This is a genomic window from Nannocystis sp. RBIL2 (genome assembly GCF_026626745.1).
GTDB lineage: Bacteria > Myxococcota_A > Polyangia > Nannocystales > Nannocystaceae > Nannocystis.
Window position 1 is genome coordinate 4584044 of record NZ_JAPNJW010000001.1, and the last position, 20716, is coordinate 4604759.

The 20716-nt window shown below is 71.7% G+C and carries 10 protein-coding genes; 6 read left to right on the forward strand and 4 right to left on the reverse strand.

Translation table 11 applies throughout. The features are described from left to right. The first annotated feature begins 79 nt into the window (after nt 1–79). Nucleotides 80–694 carry a sigma-70 family RNA polymerase sigma factor gene (locus tag OV090_RS18025; protein WP_267704957.1) on the forward strand — a complete coding sequence of 205 codons (615 nt, stop codon included), beginning with the start codon at nt 80–82 and terminating at the stop codon, nt 692–694. 94 nt (nt 695–788) lie between these two features. Next, entirely contained in the window at nt 789–4025 is a 3237-nt protein-coding gene (locus OV090_RS18030) for a serine/threonine-protein kinase (protein WP_267704958.1), read from the forward strand. Between the two features lie 404 nt (nt 4026–4429). Here OV090_RS18030 and OV090_RS18035 read toward each other — a convergent pair whose 3' ends face one another. The 4 genes from OV090_RS18035 to OV090_RS18050 are packed head-to-tail and all read right to left on the reverse strand — an operon-like array spanning nt 4430 to nt 17615. After that, on the reverse strand, nt 4430–5731 hold the full coding sequence (locus OV090_RS18035) for a reverse transcriptase family protein (protein ID WP_267704959.1): 1302 nt from the start codon (nt 5729–5731) through the stop codon (nt 4430–4432). A 6-nt stretch (nt 5732–5737) separates the two neighbouring features. Further along, complete coding sequence (locus tag OV090_RS18040) at nt 5738–7645, reverse strand: SWIM zinc finger family protein (RefSeq protein ID WP_267704960.1); 1908 nt, start codon at nt 7643–7645, stop codon at nt 5738–5740. Next, complete coding sequence (locus OV090_RS18045) at nt 7642–14337, reverse strand: HEAT repeat domain-containing protein (protein ID WP_267704961.1); 6696 nt, start codon at nt 14335–14337, stop codon at nt 7642–7644. Before OV090_RS18045 ends, OV090_RS18040 begins: the two co-directional genes overlap by 4 nt. Continuing rightward, nucleotides 14337–17615, reverse strand: a complete 3279-nt coding sequence (locus OV090_RS18050) for a hypothetical protein (protein WP_267704962.1) — start codon at nt 17613–17615, stop codon at nt 14337–14339. Before OV090_RS18050 ends, OV090_RS18045 begins: the two co-directional genes overlap by 1 nt. A 219-nt stretch (nt 17616–17834) precedes the next feature. Between OV090_RS18050 and OV090_RS18055 the strand changes: the two genes are divergently transcribed. From OV090_RS18055 to OV090_RS18070, 4 genes are all read left to right on the forward strand, one after another. Then, nucleotides 17835–18296, forward strand: coding sequence for an AgmX/PglI C-terminal domain-containing protein (locus OV090_RS18055; RefSeq protein ID WP_267704963.1), 462 nt, complete (start codon nt 17835–17837; stop codon nt 18294–18296). 4 nt (nt 18297–18300) lie between these two features. Beyond that, entirely contained in the window at nt 18301–18687 is a 387-nt protein-coding gene (locus OV090_RS18060) for a BPTI/Kunitz domain-containing protein (RefSeq protein ID WP_267704964.1), read from the forward strand. A gap of 126 nt (nt 18688–18813) precedes the next feature. Continuing rightward, the gene (locus tag OV090_RS18065) at nt 18814–20058 is read left to right on the forward strand and encodes an ATP-binding protein (protein WP_267704965.1); all 1245 of its coding nucleotides are present in this window, start codon (nt 18814–18816) and stop codon (nt 20056–20058) included. Then, nucleotides 20055–20657: a hypothetical protein gene (locus tag OV090_RS18070; RefSeq protein WP_267704966.1), complete on the forward strand. Its 603-nt coding sequence runs from the start codon at nt 20055–20057 to the stop codon at nt 20655–20657. The genes OV090_RS18065 and OV090_RS18070 overlap by 4 nt, the downstream gene beginning before the upstream one ends. Nucleotides 20658–20716 lie beyond the last annotated feature (59 nt).

A 20716-nucleotide genomic window follows, 5' to 3' on the forward strand; every position in this document is an offset into this window, starting at 1 on the left:
AGCGCGTACCGACGCGCCGAAACTGGCGATCCGCCCGGGCCTGACGAGCCACTCACGGTGGGGTATGATGTTGACGCCGATGCCTGACGATCAGCAGCTCCTCGAGTCCTGGCGCCGAGGTGATGAGGACGCCGGCGAGCAGCTCTTCGAGCACTACTACGAGGGGCTCGCTCGCTTCTTCCGCTCGAAGGCCGGAGACGGCGCTGCGGACCTCATCCAGCGCACGTTCCTGATCTTGCTGGAAACAAAGTCGCGGATGCGCGAGGGCACCAGCTTCCACTGCTATTTGTACGGTATCGCGCGCAACGTGCTCTACGAGCACTACCGCGGCAAGCGGCGCGACGGCGAGCGCTTCCAGCCCGACGAGAACTCGGTCGAGGACCTCGGCCCGACGCCGACGACCCTGATGGCGCAAGCGCAGGAGACCCGGCTGCTGCTGCAGGCGCTCCGCCACATCCCGCTCGAATCACAGCTCATCTTGGAGCTGTATTACTGGGAGCAGATGACGGCCAAGGAGATCGCCGACGTGCTCGAGGTCCCCGAGGGCACGGCCCGCACGCGGATCCGCCGGGCCAAGCAGTTGCTCGAGGCCCAGCTCGAGGCGCTCGCCGACACCCCTCAGCTCTTGCAGAGCACGGTGACCGACCTCGACAGCTGGGCCCAGCATTTGCGCACGGCTCTGAAGCCGCGGTAGGGGTTATCATCGGGGTCGCGCCCGTCGGGTCGCGCCGATCGCGCTCGCAGTTCGGCGCAATTGCCGGAGGCCCGGGCGTCACTGAAACGGGGAGATGGTCCCTCTCCGCCGCGTCCCCATCTTGACCGCCGACAAGGACATCAGCCTCGAGCAGACGGCCATCTCGGCGGACGGGCACCTGTCCGCCCCGCCGATGCGCTCGCGGGCGAGGATCGCGTTCGAGGAGACCCGCATCGGCGAGTCGACCGCAGGCGACGAGGTCCCGAGCCCGCCGGCCGTCGACATCGGCATGCACGAGACCCACGGCTCGGACGCGCCGCTCGGCGACAAGCCGATGCCGCGGCTCATGGCCGACAGCGGCGACGAGCTGCGGATGAAGGCCCTGATCAAGGGCAAGCTGTTCCGCGGCCGCAGCACGCCGATCAAGATCGGCCGCTTCACCGTGCTCGACCGCCTCGGCGAGGGCGGCATGGGCGTGGTCTACACCGCCTACGACGACAAGCTCGAGCGCAAGGTCGCCGTCAAGGTCCTGCGCGGCGAGGCCACCCGCAGCGACGACTCCGGCCGCCAACGGCTCATGCGCGAGGCGCAGGCGATGGCCCGCCTGTCGCACCCCAACATCGTCACCGTCCACGAGGTCGGCGACTACGAGGACCAGGTGTTCGTGGCGATGGAGTTCGTCCGCGGCATGAGCCTCGACGCGTGGATGCGCCGGCGCGCACGCTCGTGGCGCGAGGTCCTGGCGGTGTTCGGACAGGCGGGCCTAGGCCTGCAGGCGGCGCACGCGGCCGGCATCATCCACCGCGACTTCAAGCCGCACAACGTGCTCGTCGGCGACGACGGCTCGGTCAAGGTCCTCGACTTCGGCCTCGCCCGCGCGGTGGAACACGCCGGCAGCGAGGACCTGGCGATCACCGCGAAGAGCGGCGAGTCGGTCGGCCACGCGCTGATGGTGCCGCTGACGCAGACCGGCGCGATCATGGGGACGCCGGCGTACATGGCCCCGGAGCAGCACGAGGGCCGCCCGGCCAGCGCCGCCAGCGATCAGTTCGCGTTCTGTATCTCGCTGTACGAGGGCGTGTACAAGCGCCACCCGTTCTCGACCGACTCGCTGGCGAGCCTGATCGGCGACGCGATCCTCGGCCGCGTGGCGCCGCCGCCTTCGGGCTCGCGGGTGCCTTCGCGGATCTTCAAGGCCCTGCAGCGCGGGCTGTCGGTCGCGGTCGACCGCCGCTTCGCGTCGATGGCGGAGCTGCTGGCCGAGCTCGAGCGCGACCCCGAGGCCCGGCGCCGGCGCCTGTTCGCCTCGACCGCGTTCGCCGGGTTCGTCGGCGTCGCCGGCTTCGGCGCGGCGGCGCTGCAGCAGCCGGCCGCGGCGGCCCCGCTCTGCCAGTCCGCCGGGGAGGAGCTCGCGGGGGTGTGGAACGGGGAGCGCAGCGAGGCTGTCCGTTCGGCCATGTCGGCGACCGGCGTGCCGTACGCGGCCGACACCTGGTCCAAAGTACAGCCCCAGCTCGAGGCCTACGCGAGCGCGTGGGTCGCCATGCGCGGCGAGGCGTGTACGACCCACGCCTCGGGCCACCAGTCGGACAACCTGTTCGACCTGCGCACCGCCTGCCTCGACCAGCGCCGCGCCGGCTTCGCCGGTCTCGTCGACACTCTGGTCTCGGCCGACGCCGAGGTGATGGAGAAGGCGATGCAGGCGCTGTCGAGCCTGCCGCCCGTCGAAGGCTGCGGCGATGTCGCCGCGCTCACCGCCGAGGTCGCGCCGCCCGAAGATCCGCGCGCCCGCGTGCGGGTGCAGGCGGTGCGCGAGACGCTGGCGCGGGCGGCCGCCCAGGAGTACGCCGGCCGCTATCACGCCGGGCTCGCCACGCTCGCGCCCGCGGCGGCGGAGGCGGCGGCGATCGACTACGCACCCCTGCGCGGCGAGCTGATGCTGCGTCAGGGCAGCTTGCAGATGGAGGCCAGCGACTACCCCGCGGCCGCGGCGTCCTTCAGCCAGGCGCTGTGGACCGCAGTCGCCGCCGACGACGCCCGCACCGCCGCGCAGGCGGTGTCGAAGCGGATGTTCCTCCAGGCCACGCGCATGAACCAGCCGGCCGAGGCGCTGCGAGACCTCGACCTCGCGCGGGCGCTGCACCTCCGCGTGCAGGACGACGTCGCGCTGTCCGCCGAGTTCGAGAACAACCTCGGCGCGGTCTACGTGATGGCCGGTGACTACGCCGAGGGGCGGACGCGCATGCTCGCGGCAGTCACCTCGCGCGAGCACGCCGGCCACGGCGACTCGCTGCTCAACGCGTTCACCCTCAGCAACCTCGGTTACCTCGAGATGCACCTCGGCAACCGCCGCGCCGCCGAGTCGTACTACGAGCGCGCGCTGGGCCTGACCGCGGCTCGCCTCGGGCCGACGCACCCGATTCACGTCGGCATCGCGCTCAGCCTCGGCAGCGTCAAGCGCCGCCAGGGCAAGCTCGCAGCCGCGGCCGCGTTGTTCGCCGAGAGCACGAGCCTCCAGCGCGGCTTGAGCTTCCCGCTGGGGCTCACGGAGCTCGGACTCCTGGCGCTGCAGCGCCGCGACCTCGCGCGGGCCGAACAATTGTTCTCCGAGGCGGAGAAGCTGTTCGAGACGATCGCCGGCGCCGGCACCCCGCACGCGCGCGACCCCCTGTTCGGACTCGGCGACGTCGCCGCTCACGCCGACCCACGGCGGGCGCAGGCGATCTACGAGGACATCACGGCGCGCCTGGAGCGTGACTTCGGCGCCGGCCATCCCGAAGCCCTCATCGCCCACATGCGCTTCGGCGAGATGTGGCTGCTCCACGGCGATCGCCCGCTCGAGGCGCTGGCGCAGTTCGACCGCGTGTCCGCCAGCTGCGGGGAGGCGACCGTCGACCTCGCGGTGCTGTGTGCCGACGCGGCGCGCGCGACCGGCGACGCCAAGCTGCGCCTCGGCCTCGCCGGCGAGGCGAGCGAGCCGCTGCAGCAGGCGCTCGCGCTGTACGAGCGCGTGCAGGGCGAGTCGAGCCCGGAGATCGTGGCGACGCTGCGGCTGCTCGGCGAGGTGGCGCTGGCCCAGGGCCGCCGCGACGAGGCCCTGTCTCACCTGCGCCGCGCCGCTTCCCTCGCGCTCGCCGACTTCGACGCCGATCACCCCGACCTCGCCACGACGCAATTCAGCCTGGCGAAGGCGCTGGCCGCCGACCCCGCCGCAGCCTCCGAGGCGCGCGAGCTGGCCGACAAGGCGCTCGCCATCTACAAGGTCCGCGCCGAGGCGTTCGCGCCCGAGGTCCGCGCGATCGAGGGCTGGCAAGCGGCCCACTCGGCCTGACCCGAAGGACAGAGCAAGAGTCGCTCCACGAGCGCCCCGCTCCGAATCTACGGGTCCCAGGGCGAGGCGTTCGCTATCGAGGCCTGGCAGGCGGCCGGCTCGGCCTGCCCCGAAGGACAGGTAACGGGTCGCTCCGCGAGCGCCCGCGCCGAATCGACGAGCTCCGGGCCGAGAGGTCGCCATCGAGGGCTGATAGCCGCTCACCCGGCCTGCCCCGAAGGACAGGTCACGAATCGCTCCGCTGCGAGCAGAGACTGCCGGCCGGACGAACGACATGTCCCCGAGGACATGTCGTGCGCGCCGCGAAGTCCTGGCCCGCGACGTCGACCGCCGCCCGGGCGCGAGCCGAGGCGGCGGAGGTCGAGACTCGGCCCGGCGCGCGCGAGCGCGGCGAGCCTGGTCGGTCACACGCGGTCGAGCGCGGCGAGCAGCTGTTTGCCGAGCTTCTTGTCGGTCATGTAGATGTAGGCGATCCGGCCGGCCAGGCTCGACAGGGTCTCGCCGTCCTTGAGCGGCTTGCCGTGGGCCAGGTTGTGGACGGCGGCCCGGACCTCGCGCTTGAACTCGCGGGTCACGCGGGGGCCCTGCTTGCCGTTCACGACCAGGCCGGTGACCTGCTGGCGGCCGCCGGAGCGGTGCACGCGGGTCTTGTCGGGGTGGACCGTGAAGCCCTCGGCGGCGGCGATGATCGAGATCCCGCCGAGCAAACCGCCGACGCGGGGCTTGCCCTTGTGGTCGTTCGGCAGGCTGAACGTCAGGTCGTCGGCGTAACGCGTGTAGCGCCAGCCGAGCTTCTTCGCCAGGCCTTGCAGGCGCCGGTCGAGGCGCAGGCACAGGGTGTTGGTGATCGCGGGGCTGGTCGGTGCGCCCTGCGGCAGGCAACGTGGCCCGAGGGACAGGTAGTAGGTCGTGCCCTCGACGTCGGCGACGTGGCGCGGCGCCTCGGTGCACAGCAGCGCCAGCAGGGTCGCGATCTGCTCGCGGTAGCCGGCCTTGCGGAACACGCCCTTGACCCGCGGCAGCGTCACCGTGGGGAAGAAGTCCTTGAGGTCGACCTTCAGCAGGATCTGCGAGTCGCGGTGGACGGCCGCGTTGGTGGCGGTCGAGCGGCCGTGGAGGAACCCGTGGGCCGCGCCGTGGACCGGCAGGCGCTCCACCACCTCGCGCAAGATCCACCGCTGCGCCGCCTTGAGCGTGCGGTGCGGGGCCCAGATCGCGCGCTTGCTGCCGTCGCGCTTGGGGATCTCGAAGCGGTAGTAGTTGAGCTTCGTCGCCGCGTCGCGGTGGTACGCCAGGCGGCGCAGCTCGGCGATGCTGACGCCGAGCGCCTCGGCCAGCTCCTTGGGCTTGTCGAGCTTCGGCAGCTCGTTCTCCGCCTGGCGCTCCTCGGCGCCGGGCAGGTCCCACTTGTCGTGGTCGAGCTGGTCGTTCCAGAACACGCCCTCGCCGAGGTGGACCAGGTGCGAGGCCTTGTAGGCGAGCCACGCCTCCTTGGCCAGGCGGCGCTTCTCGGCCGCCTCCTCCTTCAGCGACTTCTTGTAGCGCTCGAGCTCGGCCTTGCTCATGCTGTCGGTCGGCTTGCGCTCGACCAGATAGCCCTTCTCCTTGAGCTGAGCCTCGATGTACTTGTCGCGGCCGCCGGCGGACTCGACGGCCCGCCAGGTCTCGAGCATGCGGCTGTAATCAATGCGGTTGGTATTCGCCATGATGGTCTACCCCGCGCTCCCGTCGAGAAACCCGCGCGCCTCGAGGTCGTCGACGCGCTCGAAGAAGGCCGCTCGCGCCTCGGCGACCGAGCCGAACACGAAGTTCTGGACCCGCAGCTTCGACCCGCGCGGGCCCCAGCGGATCCGCAGGCGCTGGCGGTCGAGCGAGAGCTGCACGATCTCCTCCGACTCGCCCGTCGCACCCGTCGTCACCGGCAAGCGGCGCGCGTAGGTGCGGGTCTCGAGCGTGATCGTCCCGCGCTCGCTGCCGCGGGCCTGGCGGCGGCGCTCCTCTTCCTGCGCCTGGGCGATCCGCAGCGCGATCAGGTGGGCGCACGGGCCCTCCTTCAGCTTGTGCTTGCGGTAGAACGCGCAGGTGCACTCGGCCCCGCGCACGCGGCCGTCGTCGTCGAGCGTCAGCTGCGGCCGGTAGTCGCGGCGGTCGGCGGTGACGGTGACCTTGCCGGTCAGCTCGAGGCCGACGCCGTAGATCCGGTTCTCGCTGGCGATCTTGACCGCGCCCTTGGCCACGAGGTCGTGCGCCACCTTCTCGCGCGGGTTGCGGTAGACCAGGCGACCGAGGTCGATCGCGCCGCCGAGCAACGGGCGGTAGCGGTAGCGGTCCTCGGACAGGTCGTACATCACCTGGCCGTGCTGGCAGGCCTTCTGCAGCGCCGCGCGCACGTCGGCGATCGGCTTCTTGGTCGCCTTCGCCAGCTCGTCCGCGGAGGCTACCCACACCTCGCCGAGCTTCTTCAGCACCGCCGACAGCACCGCGGCCGCCTCTTCGTTGCGGTCGCGCGGCAGCAGCTGGTCGAAGCCGACCGCCTGCGACCAGTTGGCCGAGGTGAAGCCCGACAGGCCGAGGGTGAAGGTGACCGGGCCGGCGCGCAGCACGTAGAAGCTGGGCAGGCCGGAGCCGAGCAGGTGGATGTCGACGGTCTCGACGAACGGCAGCAGGCGGCGCAGCAGGCCGAGTCGCCGGCGGCCCCAGATCCGCACCAGCGCCGGCTGGCGGCCGGTGAACGGCCCGGCGCTGGTGGCGAGCACCAGCTCCCACGGCTCGAGCACCAGCCGCGGCGGCTCGCCGGGCACCAGCTCGACGCGGACGCCGCGGCCGCCCTGCTTCTTGTCGGCGTTGAGCCGCAGGTGGCGCAGCACGTTGTAGAGGTCGATCGCGGCGATGCGCACCGCCGTGGTCGGCAGCGTCGCCGCTGCTTGCACCTGCAAGAACCCGCGCAGCCAGCTGTCGGGCAGCTGGATCGACTTCTCGATCACCGGCGGGCGCGCGGCGTCGCTGGCGACGCTGACCGCGTCGGTGCCGATCGTCAACCGGGTCTCGCGGTAGCTGCGGACCCGCTGCACCCCGTCGAACAGCGCCTTGCTGAAGTCGATGTTGGTGGTGCCGTGCTGCAGCTCGCCGCTGCGCTCGATGGCCGACCAGTCGATCGCCATCTGCGCGTAGGCGCCCTCGTCCTTGGAGAACACCTCGAACAGCAGCTTGTCGGGGTGCACGGTGACGACCGGGTCGAGCACCACCCACGCCGACGGGTCGTTGCGCGCCAGCCAGTCGAAGTAGGCCTGCTGGGCCTGCCACGCGCTCTGCCCGGCGGTCTGCTTCTTCAGCCGCATGTAGGCGAGGTACGCGGTCCTGTCCTTCGGGACATAGCGGAAGTCCGAGCTGACGACCTCGTACAGCGCCGACAACGCCTCGCGCACCAGCAGCGGCTGCTTGAGCGCGCCCTCGGCCCGCACCGGCGGGCGCTCGGTGTTGGCGAAGATCTGCAGCTTCGACGTGCTCTCGCCGGCCTCGAGCTGGCTGGCGCCGGCGTAGCCGAGGCGGACCGGCGTCCGCGGGTCGCTGAGCTGCTCCTCGGGCTTGCTCGACTCGGGTTCCTTGGTTTCCTCGCTCACAGCGACACCTCCCAGCGGCTACGGCGGACCTTCGGCGAGGCGGCGGCGGCCTTGATCCGCTTCGCCCGCCTGAGCGCGCGCCAGGCCGCCTTGCGCAGCTCCTCGTCTTCCTGCTCGTCGGCTCCGACCTTGCGCAGCGCCTCGAACGCCGCGTCGTCGCCGATCTGGCCCAGCGCCTCGACCAGGCCGAGGCGGGCCGTCTCGCTGGCGTTCTTGTCGGCCAGCGCCTTCGTCAGCCCGGCCACGTCGCCCAGCTTGACCAGCCAGGTCAGGACCACGCCCTGGCGGTGCACGTCGCCGGCGGACCCGCGCAGCGCGGGCTGGGCCTTGTCTGCCCCCTGGGACAGCAGGCGCGCCAGCGGGTCGGCGTCGTCGAGCACCGTCGCGGCCAGCGGGGCCACGTCGCCCTTGCGCTGGCTGAGGCCCGCGGCGGCCAGCGTGCGCAGCTCGCCGTCGCTGCCGCCGAGCACGGCCTTGAGGGCCTTCTCGCCGGCGGCGCCGCCTGCCCCCGCGGCCAGCTCGATGACCGCCTGGCGGCGGATCTTGCGGCCGTGCGCAGCATGAGCGGTGCCGTCGGCCGCCAGCGAGACGGCCGCGACCAGCTCGTCGCCGCCGACGTCGAGGCGGGCGCAGGCCCACAGCAGCGCGAGGTACGGGCCCTCGAGCTCGCCGAGGCGGTGCGACTCGCCGTGGACCAGGCGCCGGTACTCGGCCAGCCAGGCCTCGCGGTAGGCCTTCGTCGCGGCGATCAGCGCGTCCTTGTGCTTGGCCGCCTTGGCGCCGGCGCGGCCGATCACCTGGGCCGCGACCATCGCCGTGCGCGGGTGCGCCAGCGACAGGTGCGGCGCCGCGGCGTCGATCGGCAGCGGGTCGCGGTTGGTCAGGATCTGCACCAGCGGCCCCATGTAGAGGTCCTGGCGGCGCAGCTTCGGCAGCAGCGAGAACAGCCGGACCACGTCGCCGCGGTCGCGCAGGCGGCTCAGCAGCTCGCGCTCGAGCGGGGCGTGGTAGCTCAGCACCATCGCGTAGTCGGGCTCGAGCGAGTCGGGCCCGTGGTGCTTGCGCAGGCTGTAGGCCAGCGCCTGGGCGACGGCGCTCTGCCGCTCCTCGCCGAGCCGCGCGGTCAAGAGATCCGCGGTGGTCGGGTCGGCGCAATGCTCGAGCAGCGCGGCGACGGTCTGGCGCACGCCCGGATCGGGGTCCTCGACGCGGCCGCGGATCAGGTCCCAGGCCTCGCGGGTGCCGAAGTAGCGCAGGCCGGTCAGGGCCCGGCGGGCGACGCCACCTGTCCCCTTGGCCAGGCGCGTGAGGATCCCGAAGATCCGCTGCGGCTGACCCGGCTGGGCCTCGGCGCCCTTGCCCATGTGGCCGAGCGCCTCGGCGGCCTCCTCCTGCAGCGCGTGGCCCTCGTCGGACACGAGCCGCAGCAGGGTGTCGAGCGCGCGGATGTCGGCCAGAGCCCCGAGCGCCCGCACGGCGCGCCGGCGCAGGTCGAGGTCGGGCTGCAGGTCGACGCTGGTCAGCAGGACGCTGCTGCCCTCGCCGCGACCGCCGAGCGCGAGCCCCTCGGCGGCGAGGAACGAGACCGTCGGGTCGCTCGACTTGAGCGCCGCGAGCATGGGCTCGGCCGGACCTGACCGCTTGCGCAGGCGCCAGCCGATCGCCTCGGCCGCGCGGCTGGCGATCTCCGGCTTCGGGTAGGTCCACAGCGGCGCGAGGCTGGCGTCGACCTCCTTGCCGCGGGCCCAGCGAAGCGCCGGCAGGACCGTCTGCAGGGTGCGGTCGTCGGACAGCCGGCGCGCGGCCTCGGCGATCTGGACCAGCACCGCGTCGTGGCGCGCGAACTGCTTCGACTCCCAGTCGGCGACCCGCGGGCCGGAGCTCACGTCGTCGTCGTCGTCGTCGTCGTCGTCGTCGCTGCTGACATCGTCGTCGTCGTCGTCGTCGTCGTCGTCGTCGAAATCATCGTCGTCGTCGTCGTCGAGGCCGGCGTCGCGGAGGGACGTCGGGCTCTGCGGGCCGGCGTCCTCCGGGTCTTCGATGCGCTGGTCGTAACCGGAGATCACGAGCAGCGCGCCGAAGGCGGCGGCGCGGCGCTTGGGGTTGTCGACGTGGGCGAGGATCCGCGGGACATCGGCGACCTGGCGGAAGCCGGCGGCGGCCTGCAGCAGGTTGTCGACGCGGGCGGTGCCGGCCGGGTCGCGGTCGATGCGGTCGAGGAACGCCTGCGCGGCGCGCCCGTCACCGAGCCGCTGCAGCGCGCGGATCGCCTCGCTCTGCTCGTTGGCCTGGTCGGAGCGCAGCATCTCGACCAGCACGTCGAACGCGGCCGCGTCCTTGTGCGTGGCCAGCTGCAGCGCCGCGGCGAAGCGGACCGCGCGGTACTTCGAGGTCAGCGCGACGCGCAGCGCCTTGGCCGCGGCGCCCTTGCCCTCGGGCTCGTAGTTGGTGGCCAGGCCCTGGACCGCGGCCAGCCGCAGCTTCTCGGCGCGGGCGCCGAGCGACAGGGTGTGCACGAACACCCACGCGTCGCGCCTGGCCTTTTGGCCAGCCTCGCTCTCGGCCTCGGGCGAGCCGGGGCGGACCCCGCTCTTCTTTTCGGCCAGCAGCTTGGCGGCCTCCTGCTCGAGGCCGTCGTCGCGCTGCAGCAGCGTCTCCTCGAGCACCTTGAGGCCGGCCGCGGCGCCGCCCTCCTGCGACAGCAGGCCGAGGCCCCACGAGCCGGTGTCGCTCTGGCCGGTGGCCAGCGCCTCGGCGGCGAGGGTGGTGTTGTCGACGCCGAGGCCCTTGAGGCCGTCGAAGGCCTGGCGGCGGATCGAGCCCTGGGCGTCGCCGAGCGCGGGGACCAGCACCGAGACGGCCGCGGCGACGTGCTCCGGCGCGCCGGGCTTCTGCGACTTGTAGCCGGCCAGCGCCAGCACCCGCGACAGCGCGGTCTGGCGGATGCGCGTCTCGGCCGAACCGCCGGGCAGGCGCGACAGCGCCGCGTAGGCGCCGAACACGATCTGCCGCAGCTCCTCCGGCGCGTAGGCCAGCTTGGCCGCGACCTTCTGGCTCGCCTGCTGCTTGGCCGCCGCCAGCGCGCGGTGGAACCGCTTGCTGAACACGGCCCACACGCGGTCGAGCGACTCCTGCTTGTCCTCCTGCAGCGCCTCGAGCAGCCGCGCCGCGCGGACCTTGAGCTGCGGGTTCGAGCGGCTGTCGCCGAACGTCGCCAGCTCGGCCAGCGCGTGCACGCTCGCCTCGGGGAAGGTCCACTTGGCCCGACCCTCGCCGCGGTCGTTGAACAGGTCGGTGACGAACTTCGAGAACGCGGCGTCGTCGCCGAAGCTCTCGAGCGCCTGCGCGGCGAGCAGGCGCACGCGCGGGTGAGCCGACGCCAGGGCGGCGAGGCAGCGGTCGGGCACGCCGTCGCCCTCGACCATCTCGCGCATCATCAGCAAGAGCAGCGCGCGGCTCTGGATCTTCTCGTCGTTCGAGTCGAGGAACGAGACCAGCAGGTCCTCGTTGCCGAGCGCCAGCGCGGCGAGCAGCGCCTGCGCCGGCGGCGGCGCGGCCTTGCCGGGGGTGAAGATCAGCGAGGCGCCGGCCGGGTCGCCGATGAACGCCAGGCCGAGCGCGGCCTCGCTCTGGACCGCGGGGTCCGAGTGCTGCAGCGCGGCCTGCAGCGCGAACACTGCGTTGGCGTTGTCGGGCCGGGCCATCCACGACAGCGCGGTCGCGGCGGCGCGGCGGATCTGCGCCTCCTTGTGCTGCAGCAGCGGCAGCACCGCGTGGCTCGGCGTCGGATCGCCGAGCTCGGCCAGGCCGCCGAGCGCCCGTACCACGCGATCGAGCCACTTGGCCCGCAGCGCCGGCACCTCCGGCTCGGGCGCCTCGACCATCGCCTGCAGCGGCGCGCGCACCGAGCTGTCCCCGTGGACAGCCAGGGCGCAGGCGGCCCGCACGACCACGTCGGGGTACTTGCTGGTCAGCGCGGCCGGCAGCGCCTCCTCGCCCTCGCCGGTCAGCAGCGCGTCGACTGCGAGCTGGCGGACCGCCTCGTCCTCGTCGTCGATCGCCTTGACCAGCAGCTCGTGGGTGCCGGGCGCCTTGCGCTTGGCCAGCACCTTGACCGCCTCGACGCGCAGGTCGATCCACCGGCCCGCGAGCGCGACCGACAGCGGCTCGGCGCCGATGCCCTTGGTCCGCTTGAGCGCGAACTCGAAGGCGTCCTTGCGCAGGCTCGGGTCGGCGTCGCCGAACAGCTCGAGCAGCAGCGGCCAGGCCCACGACTGGGAGATCTGGCCCATCACCTCGTTGAGCACCTCGCGGCGCACGTCGGCGTGGATGCTCTTGAGGACGAAGCGCAGGCTGCCCGCCCCGCCGCCGCCGACCTCGAGGCTCAGCGCGGCCTTGAAGGCCTCGCTGCGGACCGTCTTGCCGGCGTCGCCCAGGGCTCGCTCGAGCAGGCCGATCGCCTTCGGGTCCTCCTTGGACTTGGCCTTCTTGATCTGCTTGATCAGCAGGTCGAGGCCGCGCCGGCGCACGTCCTCGTGCTCGGCGTACAGGCCGGCCTCGGCGACCGCCAGCGGGCCGCCGTCCTCCAGCCCGGCGAGCGCGGTGAAGGCCGCGTCGCGCACGCTGGCGTCGCCGTCGCGCAGCATCAGCCGCAGGCGCGCACCGCCGCGCGGGTCACCCAGCTCGGCCAGCGCCTTGCAGGTGTCGACCCGCACCGACGGCGTGCTCTCGCGGCTCAGCTGCAGCAGCGTGCCGAGGGCCCGCGGGTCCTGCAGCGAGGCCAGCGCGGCCGCGCCGGCCAGGCAGGTGTCGAGCGCGCGGCTCGCCATCGCCTCGAGCAGCGGCCGCTTGTCGGCCTCGTCGAGCTCGGACAGCGCGACCTGCTTCGGCTTCGGCAGCTCGTCCTCGACCTTGCCCTTGGAACCTGTCTCTTTGGACTTGCCCGAAGAGCCAGCTCCGGCAGCGGCCTCGGCGGCGGCCGCCTTGACCTCGTCGACCGGCGAGCGCGCGGTCTCGATGTCGTGCAGCTGGCGGTGCAGCTGCTTGTCGCGGCAGCGCAGCGCGGCGGCCAGCTTGGGCCGGGCCAGCAGCGAGATCAGGAACGCCGCCTGGCGCACGCCCGCGTCGGTGTCGGCGGAGAAGCGGCGCAGCGCCGCCTGGACCTCCGGCAGCGCCAGCATGTCGCGCTGGTAGAAGCGGATCAGCGCGGTGCGGCGGATGTCGGCCTGGGTCGCGCGCAGGGCGATGAGCTCGGCCTCCGGCGAGCTGGCGTCGTGAAGGTCCTCGAGCGCGGCCAGGGCGGCGACGCGGACCTCGCGGGGCTGGCCCGACAGCGCGGTGACCAGGCGCGTGAACGCGAGGTCGTCCTTGCGCGCGAGCCCGGTCAGGGCGGTGATCGCCGCGGTGCCGATGTCGCGCTTGCCGACGGCCAGCGCGAGGTCGAAGATCCGCAGGGAGTCGGCGCCCTCGAGCTTGAGCAGGCCACTGAGGGCCGCCAGGCGGACGGCGTCCTCGCCGGCGCGCAGCAGCGGCTCGAGCAGCTTGATCGCCCGCGGGCTGCCCGACTCGCCGAGCAGCGAGGTCGCCAGCACCTTGAGGCCGTGGTCGTCGTCGCTGCTGACGCGCTGCGCCAGAGTCTCGAGCGACTTGGCGTCGTTCCAGCCGGCCAGGGCGCGCAGCGCCGCCTCGCGCAGCTTGGGGTCGCGGCGCTTGAGCTCGTACTCGGCCCACTGGTGCGCGCCGTAGTAGACCAGCTCGCGGTCGCCGAGCTTGCCCTCGGCGTCGATCGGGAACAGCCGCAGCGTGTTGTCGATGCACGCGGCGACCAGGTGCTCCTTGCCCTTGTACTGGCCGAGCGCGAGTGCCACGACCTTGGCCAGGCCCTCCTTTTGGGCGGCCGGCTTGCGCTGGCCGGCGCCGCGGACCCACGCCTTGATCTGCGAGTCGAGGCCGGAGGTGTAGAAGCGGTCGCCGGTGCCGTTGACGATCGCGGTCGTCTTGTCGCCGTGGCCGTTCTTGCCCGAGCGGTCCTCGGGGTCGAGGTCGCCGCGCACGTGCGTGAGCAGCAGCTTGTGGTCGACCGCGGACGACATCACCCGCAGCTCGTCGGGCTCGAAGCACAGGGCAGTGACCGCGCCCTCGTGCAGCTTCTTCGACTCGCCGGCGTAGAACGCCTCCTTGTTCTCGCAGTCGAACACGCTCAGGGTGCCGCGGTCGCTGCCGACCACCAGCCAGGTGCCCGACGGGTCGGAGGCGATCGTCGTGGCGAACTCGCTGAGCTCGATGCGCTGCAGCTCCTTGCCGTCCTTCTTGGCGAGGATGACGAGCTGCTTGCCGGCGACCACCGCGAGGCGGCCGTTCGCGGCCGGGGCGAGGGCGACCGGCGGCGGGTCGAACACCGGGCCGAGCGGCTTCGGCTCGCCCTTGTCGAGGCCGGCCTTGTAGACCTGGCCGTCGCTGCCGGCGACGAACACGTGGCCGTCGTCGGCCGCGAGCGCGACGCCGCCGGCCGGCAGGTCGCCGACCACCAGCTCGCCGGTGTCGAGGTTCAGCCGGTACAGCGCGGTCGCCTGGCCCTCGGGGTGGACCGCCGCGATCAGCAGCTGGACGCCGTGGGCGAGGATCGCCTTGAGGTCGCCGCGGATCTGCGTGTACTTGTCGTTCGTGAAGCGATCGGTGACGGGCGTCGACATCAGGCGGCCTCCGGCGAGAGCTTGAGGTCAGGGTGAGCGGCGCCGACGCGGGCGAGGGCGACCAGGCAGGCCGCGCGCTCGCTGGCGCCGCGCGAGCCCATGAATTCGACCAGCACCGGCCCGGCCAGCGCCGCGAACACGGCGTCGGCCTCGGCCAGGTCGCGCATCGCCTCGACCAGCGCCAGCTTGGCCTTGCGCGCCGGCAGCGGCCGCAGCTTCCTGGCCTTCGGGGCATGTTCGACCGGCGCCGCCACGTCCTCGGCGTCGGCCTGCTTGGCCTCCGCGCTCGGCTTGGTCGGCGGGATCGTGAACAGCAGGCGGCGCATGAAGTCGCGCAGCGCCTCGCCCGGCGCCGGCAACCCGCTCGGTCGCGCCGGCGCGCCCGGACCCTCGGGCGGCTCGATCTCCGCCTTCTTGGTCGTCGCGCTGGCGCTCGGCTTCGGCCCCGGCGCGGCCTTCTGCTCGGGCCGCGGCGCCGGCTTCCAGCCGTCGGTGATGCCGCGGTCGCGGTAGAGGTGCCAGATCGTCCGCACCACGAAGGCGACGACGTGGCGGTCGGGGCTCTCGCTCAGGCGGAACAGCTCCTCGGGGATCGCCAGGCGAGCGTCACGACGGACCAGGCCCATGCCGATCGCCCGCACCTCGGGGATCAGCGACTCGCAGAACGGGTAGACCGCGGCCGGCGTCAGCGTGGTCGGGTCGATGCGGAAGCGCTTGTTGTCGGCGTTGTCCTCGGCGAACAGGGCCTTGGCGATGAACTCGCGGACCTCGGAGTAGGCCGACTCGACCACGCCGAGCAGCTCGGACAGCGGCGGCGACCAGCGGGCCAGCTCCCAGCGCGCGAGGTCGAGGCCGAACTGACGCACCGGCGCGCGGCTGTCGGTGAGCAGCGGCTTGACGCGGGCCCACGACAGGAACTCGGCCGGGATCTCGGCGCCCGGATCGACGGGGCGATCGGTGAGCGCGAGGCTGATGTCGGGGTGGTGGCGGCGGATGTACTGGCGGGCGAAGTCGGCCTGCGGCGCGTCGGCCGGGCCGGGGCCGGTGGCCATCTCCCACAGCCGCTCGCAGCCGGCCTGCACCGAGTCGCCGCTGAAGCTGCGCTGCTCGCCGGCCAGCATCTGCAAGAACGCGGTCTCGGAGATGATCTTGATCGGCGCGCCCTTCTCGACCAGCTTCTCGGCCGCGACCTGCTTGCTGCCCTTGCGGCCCTGGCCGTACAGCGGCGAGCCGTCGTCGCCGATCACGAGGTAGTCGAGCTTGGCCGTCACGCTGCCGGCGTTCTTGCCCTTGGCCGTGGTGACCTTCTCCTCGGCGTCGTCGCGCTTCATCGTCGCCAGCTTGCCGGTGAAGAGGAAGGTCTTGCCGCCGAGGTCGATCGCCTTGCTCGCGCCCTTGGCCTCGGCCTTCGGCGCCTCCTCCTGCTTCGGCGCGAAGTCGGCGGGCACCAGCGCCTTCGTCATGTATTCGAGGGCGAAGCCCCGGTACTGCGCCTCGGGCCGCAGCGCCAGCTGCATCAGCCAGTCGAAGCCGAGCTGGCTCGGCCGGAACCGGCGCACGTCGCTGAGGAAGCCGAGCGCGGTGGCGGCGAGGCCCTCCTCGAACTTGAGCTCGCGGGCCCACGGGCGGCCGCTGGCGATGAGCTCGGCGATCCACTTGTCCGCGTCCCAGGTCGGCTGGAACGCGACCGCGCGCCAGAACCCGGCGTCGATGTCCTCCGCCTTGATCTTCTCCTCGGAGATCCACTTCAGCAGGGTCTGGCGCGCGTACGGGTGCAGGACCATGCGCGCGAGGAAGTCCTTGCCGAGCTCCTCGCCGGGGAAGCGCGACAGCGCATCCAGAGCGAAGTTCGTCGCGTTGGCGGAGATCCGCGGGTCGTCGAGCAGGTCGCGGAAGTACTCGGCGCCGAGCGACTTGTAGGTGTGGACCTTCGTCAGCAGGTCGGAGGCGAACGCGAACACCTTCTGCCGGCTGTCGAGCAGGCGGTCGGTGAACCACGCCGGCGTCAGCTCGCGCGCGCTGAAGTGCTTCCTCAGGGCGGTGACCGCGAGGTCGTGGCCGTGCTGCGTGCCGAGCAGGCGACCCCACGCGTCGAGGCCGATGTCCTTGCGCGGATCACGGTCGCCGAGCAGGTCGGCGACCAGCTTGCGCACCTCGGCGTTGCTGTTGTTGGCCAGCAAGATCAGGCGGTCGAGCGCCAGGTCGCGGGCGTGGGTGCGGGCGTAGTTGGCCGCGTAGGCGCGGGCCGCGTCGGCGCGCGAGTCGAGCAGCTGCAGCACCGGCTCGTGCAGGCCGAGCTCGCGGAAGCTGCCCTGGTCGAACTTCGGCACGTTGCTCAGCAGCCAGATCACGAACTCGTCGACCGTCGCCGAGCCGACCGCGATCAGCCGCGCCGCCCACGGCGCCTCGACCTCGCGCAGGTTGGCGCGGAAGTCGGTCTTCAGCGCCTGCACCGCGAACTTGCGCACCTGCTCCGAGCGCGCCCGCTCGAGCAGCTGCAGCACCGGCCGCGGGGTCCGCCGCCACAGCTCGGCGAAGGCCCGCTCGTTCAGCTGCGGCGCGCCCGAGCGGTACAGCTTGAAGTTGCGCCGCGTGTACTTCTTCGTCTCGTGATGGAGGATGTGGTTGTAGACCCACGTGTTCTGCCACGTGGTGCTGTCCTCGTAGTGGCGCAGCACCGCCGCCGCCGCGTCGACGTAGGCCGGGGCCGCGGCCTCGCCGAGGCGCCGCAGGTATCGCCACGCCCGCCGCACCAGGTAGCCGAGCGTGTGCCGCGAAATCTCGCCGACCTTGCGCTGCTTGGTCGCGTACGCGTGGTCGAAGCGGACCGCGAGCGCGCCGAGGATCTCGACGTCGCCCTTGGCCTCGGCCTCCTTGAAGATCTGCTTGAGCCCGCGCCACGGGCCCCAGCGCAGCGGGACCTTCTGGATCGCGTCGAGCAGCGCGGCCCGCTCGTAGGCGCCGCCGGACCGCTGCCACAGGTCGAGCAGCACCTCGTGCAGGCGCAGCCGCGGCGGCAGCGGGGTCTCGGCGTCCTTGGCCTCGAGCGCGCGCATGCTGTCGATGCGGTAGCGGGCCCGCTCCTGCGGCTTGGAGCGCGTGAACTTCCAGCTCGTCAGCTGCTGGGTGAAGGTCGCGTAGGTCAGCGCGCCTTCTCGCGGCGGCTTGTCCGGTCGCGGGTCGGCCGCGTTGGCGAGGCTCACGATCAAGGTGGACAGTTCCGGGTCCCGGCTGTCCCACGCGCGGCGGATATCATCGAGGCTGAGTTCGAGGGCCATCGCCTGCTCCCGAGAGAGGAGGCCGGAGCATGCCGCGAAGGGTCGAGCGCTTTCAACTGTCACCGTCGCGCCTGGGCTGTCTATTTGGACAGGTGAAGCGCTCGATCCCGCGCCCGCGATCGGGACATCCCCGTAAAAGTCGACTGACCCGAGGGGCACATCCTTGCAGGTACAGATCGCGCCGAGATCCTCCCCTCGGGCCGTGATAAAAGCGTTGACATGAACCAGCGGACCTCGTGGACCCTCGCGCTCTCTCTCGCCACCCTCGTCGCCCTGCCGAGCTGCAAGAAGGAAGCGACCACGCCCCCCGACGGCGCCGGCGGCGGTGATGCAGCCGCAGGCGAGGGCGGGGGCAGCAACGGAGGCGGCGGGTCGGACGGCGCCAGCGAAGAGCCTCTCACCGCCGACACCTTCGAGGAGGCGATGCAGGCCAGGCAGGGCGACGTCGCCGATTGCTTCGCCCAGGCCAAGGAGGCGAAGCCCGACCTGGCGGGCAAGCTCGCCCTCGACGTCACGGTGGCCGGCGACGGCTCGGTGTCCGCGATCAAGTTCACCGACACGAGCACGATCAAGGAGGCCAGCATCACCTCCTGCATCGAGGAGAAGGCCAAGGGCTGGAAGTTCAACAAGACCAGCGACGGCAACCCGATGACCCTCGGCTACTCGCTCAACCTGTCGTGAAGGCATGCGCGGCCCCGCGCGGCCCCGCCCCTTCCTTATTACCTGGCTCGAAGGACATAGGCATGAGGACCCGAACATCCGCGCAGCCCTGCTCGCTTGCGCCGCGCTCGCCTGCGGCCCGCAGACGAGCGAGACCGCGGGCGAGACCGCGACCACCACCACCACCGGCGGCCCCGTCGGCCCGTGCGCGCTCGAGCCGAAGGCCACCGAGTGCGACAACATGTTCGTCGGCTACTACTTCGACCCGACGTCGATGACGTGCAAGTCGTTCGATTACGGCACGTGCGGCGGTGAGGTGGTGCCCTTTAAAAAGCTCGAGGACTGCCGGGTCGAGTGCGAGGCCTGCGAGACCGACTGCTGGACGTCGACGGGAGCGTCGAGCGGAGGCTGAGCGCGCCTGAGTTCCGCTCGAGGCGCCCGCGTATCTCGCCGAGAGCGAGCGAACGGCCGCATGAGTCGCTCCCCAGGCTCGGTCCCGTGACAGGCCCGGATGTCGGTGGCATGCTGCCCGGCGTTCATGCCCATCGCCCGCCTCCAGCTCACGGACTTCACGGTCTTCAAGCAGGCCAGCTTCGAGTTCTGCCCGGGGATCAACGTGCTCATGGGCGAGAACGGGACGGGGAAGTCGCACGTGCTCAAGGCGATGTACGTGGCGCTGCGTGGGGCCGCAGAGGTTGCGGAGTTCAAGAAGACCGCACCGACCAGCGAGATCCGCCCTGAAGCCCGGTATTTCATCAAAATCGCGACGGTTTTTCGCCCGGATTCGCACGAACTCCATCGATTGATCCGTCGCAGCGAAAAATTTTGGGCGCTCCAGCTCCTCGCTGTTGGTGGCGAAGGGCTGGAAATGCGCTGCAAGCAGCGGGGCGCCGACTACTTGTCGGTGGTCTCTAGCCTGCGCTCGCAACCCACCTTGTTCGTCCCGCCCCGCGAAGTCCTGGCGATGTACAAGGGCTTTGTGGCGGCCTACGAGAGCCGCGAGCTCGACTTCGACGAGACGCACTACGACATCTGCAAAGCCCTCGGGGCAGCCCCGCTCAGGGGAGCTCGTGCAGAAGCCGTTCGCGACCTGCTCGCACCGTTGGAGAAGATCCTGGGCGGGAAAGTATTGCTGAAGGGCGATCGCTTCTACGTCCAACAAGGCGACGCCGAGACGGAGGCCCACCTGCTCGCCGAAGGGCTGCGGAAGATCGCCGGCCTCGCCTATCTGGTCGCGAACGGTTCGCTGACACGCGACACTGTATTGTTCTGGGACGAGCCCGAGGCCAGCCTGAACCCGCGGCTCGTGGTGCAGGTGGTCGAGTTCGTGCGCGCGCTCGCACGCGCGGGCGTGCAGGTGTTCCTGGCCAGCCACGACTTCTTGTTGTTGCACCGCCTTTCACAACCGGCCGAGCACGCGCTCGAGTCGGCGGTCCCGATCCGCTTTTTCTCGCTGTATCGACCGAAATCAGCCGCTGCGGTCGAGGTCGAGACCGGCGCTACGCTCGCCGACATCGAACACAACGCCATCCTCGACGAGTTCGCGAGCTACTACGACGACGAACGTGCCTATTCGTGGCGCGACATGACAGGCGAAGCGCCCCCAGCAAAGCCGTCCGGAAAACCGGTCCGCAGGGCCTCTACGACGACTCCAGCGCGCCGGGCGCCCAACAAGGTCCGAACGAGGAAGGCGTCGGCCGAACGACCGCCGAGACAGCAGTCCGCGAAGAAGCAGTCCGCGAAGAAGCTGGCCGCGAAGAAGAAGGCCGCGAAGAAGTCATGACCGATCCGGCCCGAACTTTTCGCGAGGAAGACCTCGACTTCACCTTCGATGCGACCTGGACGATCGCTCGCCAGTGGGACACGGAGTCGGTGTTCCTGACGCTGCGCGATTGGGTCCCCGGTTCGCACGGCGTCGACTTCGTCGGTGTGCGAGCCGGCAAGCCCAACCTCTTTTTTATCGAAGTAAAGGACTATCGCACGAGTGAAGACCGCGGCTCGACGCGCGACAAGGTCGAGAACAGCGGTGAAAGGTTGGCCGAGCTTGTCGGCGCCAAGGTTCGCGATACCGTGGCGGGGCTCATCGGAGCGGCGCGAGCAGCTCGAGATCCGGACTGGAAGCAGGCCCGGCTCGCGCTCTCCGTTGAGAAGGGGAATGTTTGGGTCGTGTTGTGGATCGAGCACGCCGGGCTTGCTGGCCCGGTCAAGGTGAGGCGTCAGCGGGAGAGTATCGGGACCGGAGTCCTGCAAGAGAGCATCCGCCGACGCACCCGCTGGTTGCACGCACGCGCCCTCGTCTGCTCCCGCGATGGAGAGTGTTTGCCGGGGCTCACCGTGAAGAGCATCGCCCAGGCCGAGCGCGTGCCGGGTCGCCGACGCTGAGCCGAGCGGAAGCGGGAGGGCGTGGACGAAGCACCACGTGGTGCAGGTGCTCTCGCGGT

Excerpts from the sequence above, each read along its gene's own strand:
- OV090_RS18025 (WP_267704957.1), top strand. The coding sequence starts at position 80 with ATGCCTGACGATCAGCAGCTCCTCGAGTCCTGGCGCCGAGGTGATGAG.
- OV090_RS18065 (WP_267704965.1), top strand. The coding sequence starts at position 18,814 with ATGCCCATCGCCCGCCTCCAGCTCACGGACTTCACGGTCTTCAAGCAG.
- OV090_RS18045 (WP_267704961.1), bottom strand. The coding sequence starts at position 14,337 with ATGTCGACGCCCGTCACCGATCGCTTCACGAACGACAAGTACACGCAG.
- OV090_RS18070 (WP_267704966.1), top strand. The coding sequence starts at position 20,055 with ATGACCGATCCGGCCCGAACTTTTCGCGAGGAAGACCTCGACTTCACC.
- OV090_RS18055 (WP_267704963.1), top strand. The coding sequence starts at position 17,835 with ATGAACCAGCGGACCTCGTGGACCCTCGCGCTCTCTCTCGCCACCCTC.
- OV090_RS18030 (WP_267704958.1), top strand. The coding sequence starts at position 789 with ATGGTCCCTCTCCGCCGCGTCCCCATCTTGACCGCCGACAAGGACATC.
- OV090_RS18050 (WP_267704962.1), bottom strand. The coding sequence starts at position 17,615 with ATGGCCCTCGAACTCAGCCTCGATGATATCCGCCGCGCGTGGGACAGC.
- OV090_RS18060 (WP_267704964.1), top strand. The coding sequence starts at position 18,301 with ATGCGCGGCCCCGCGCGGCCCCGCCCCTTCCTTATTACCTGGCTCGAA.
- OV090_RS18035 (WP_267704959.1), bottom strand. The coding sequence starts at position 5,731 with ATGGCGAATACCAACCGCATTGATTACAGCCGCATGCTCGAGACCTGG.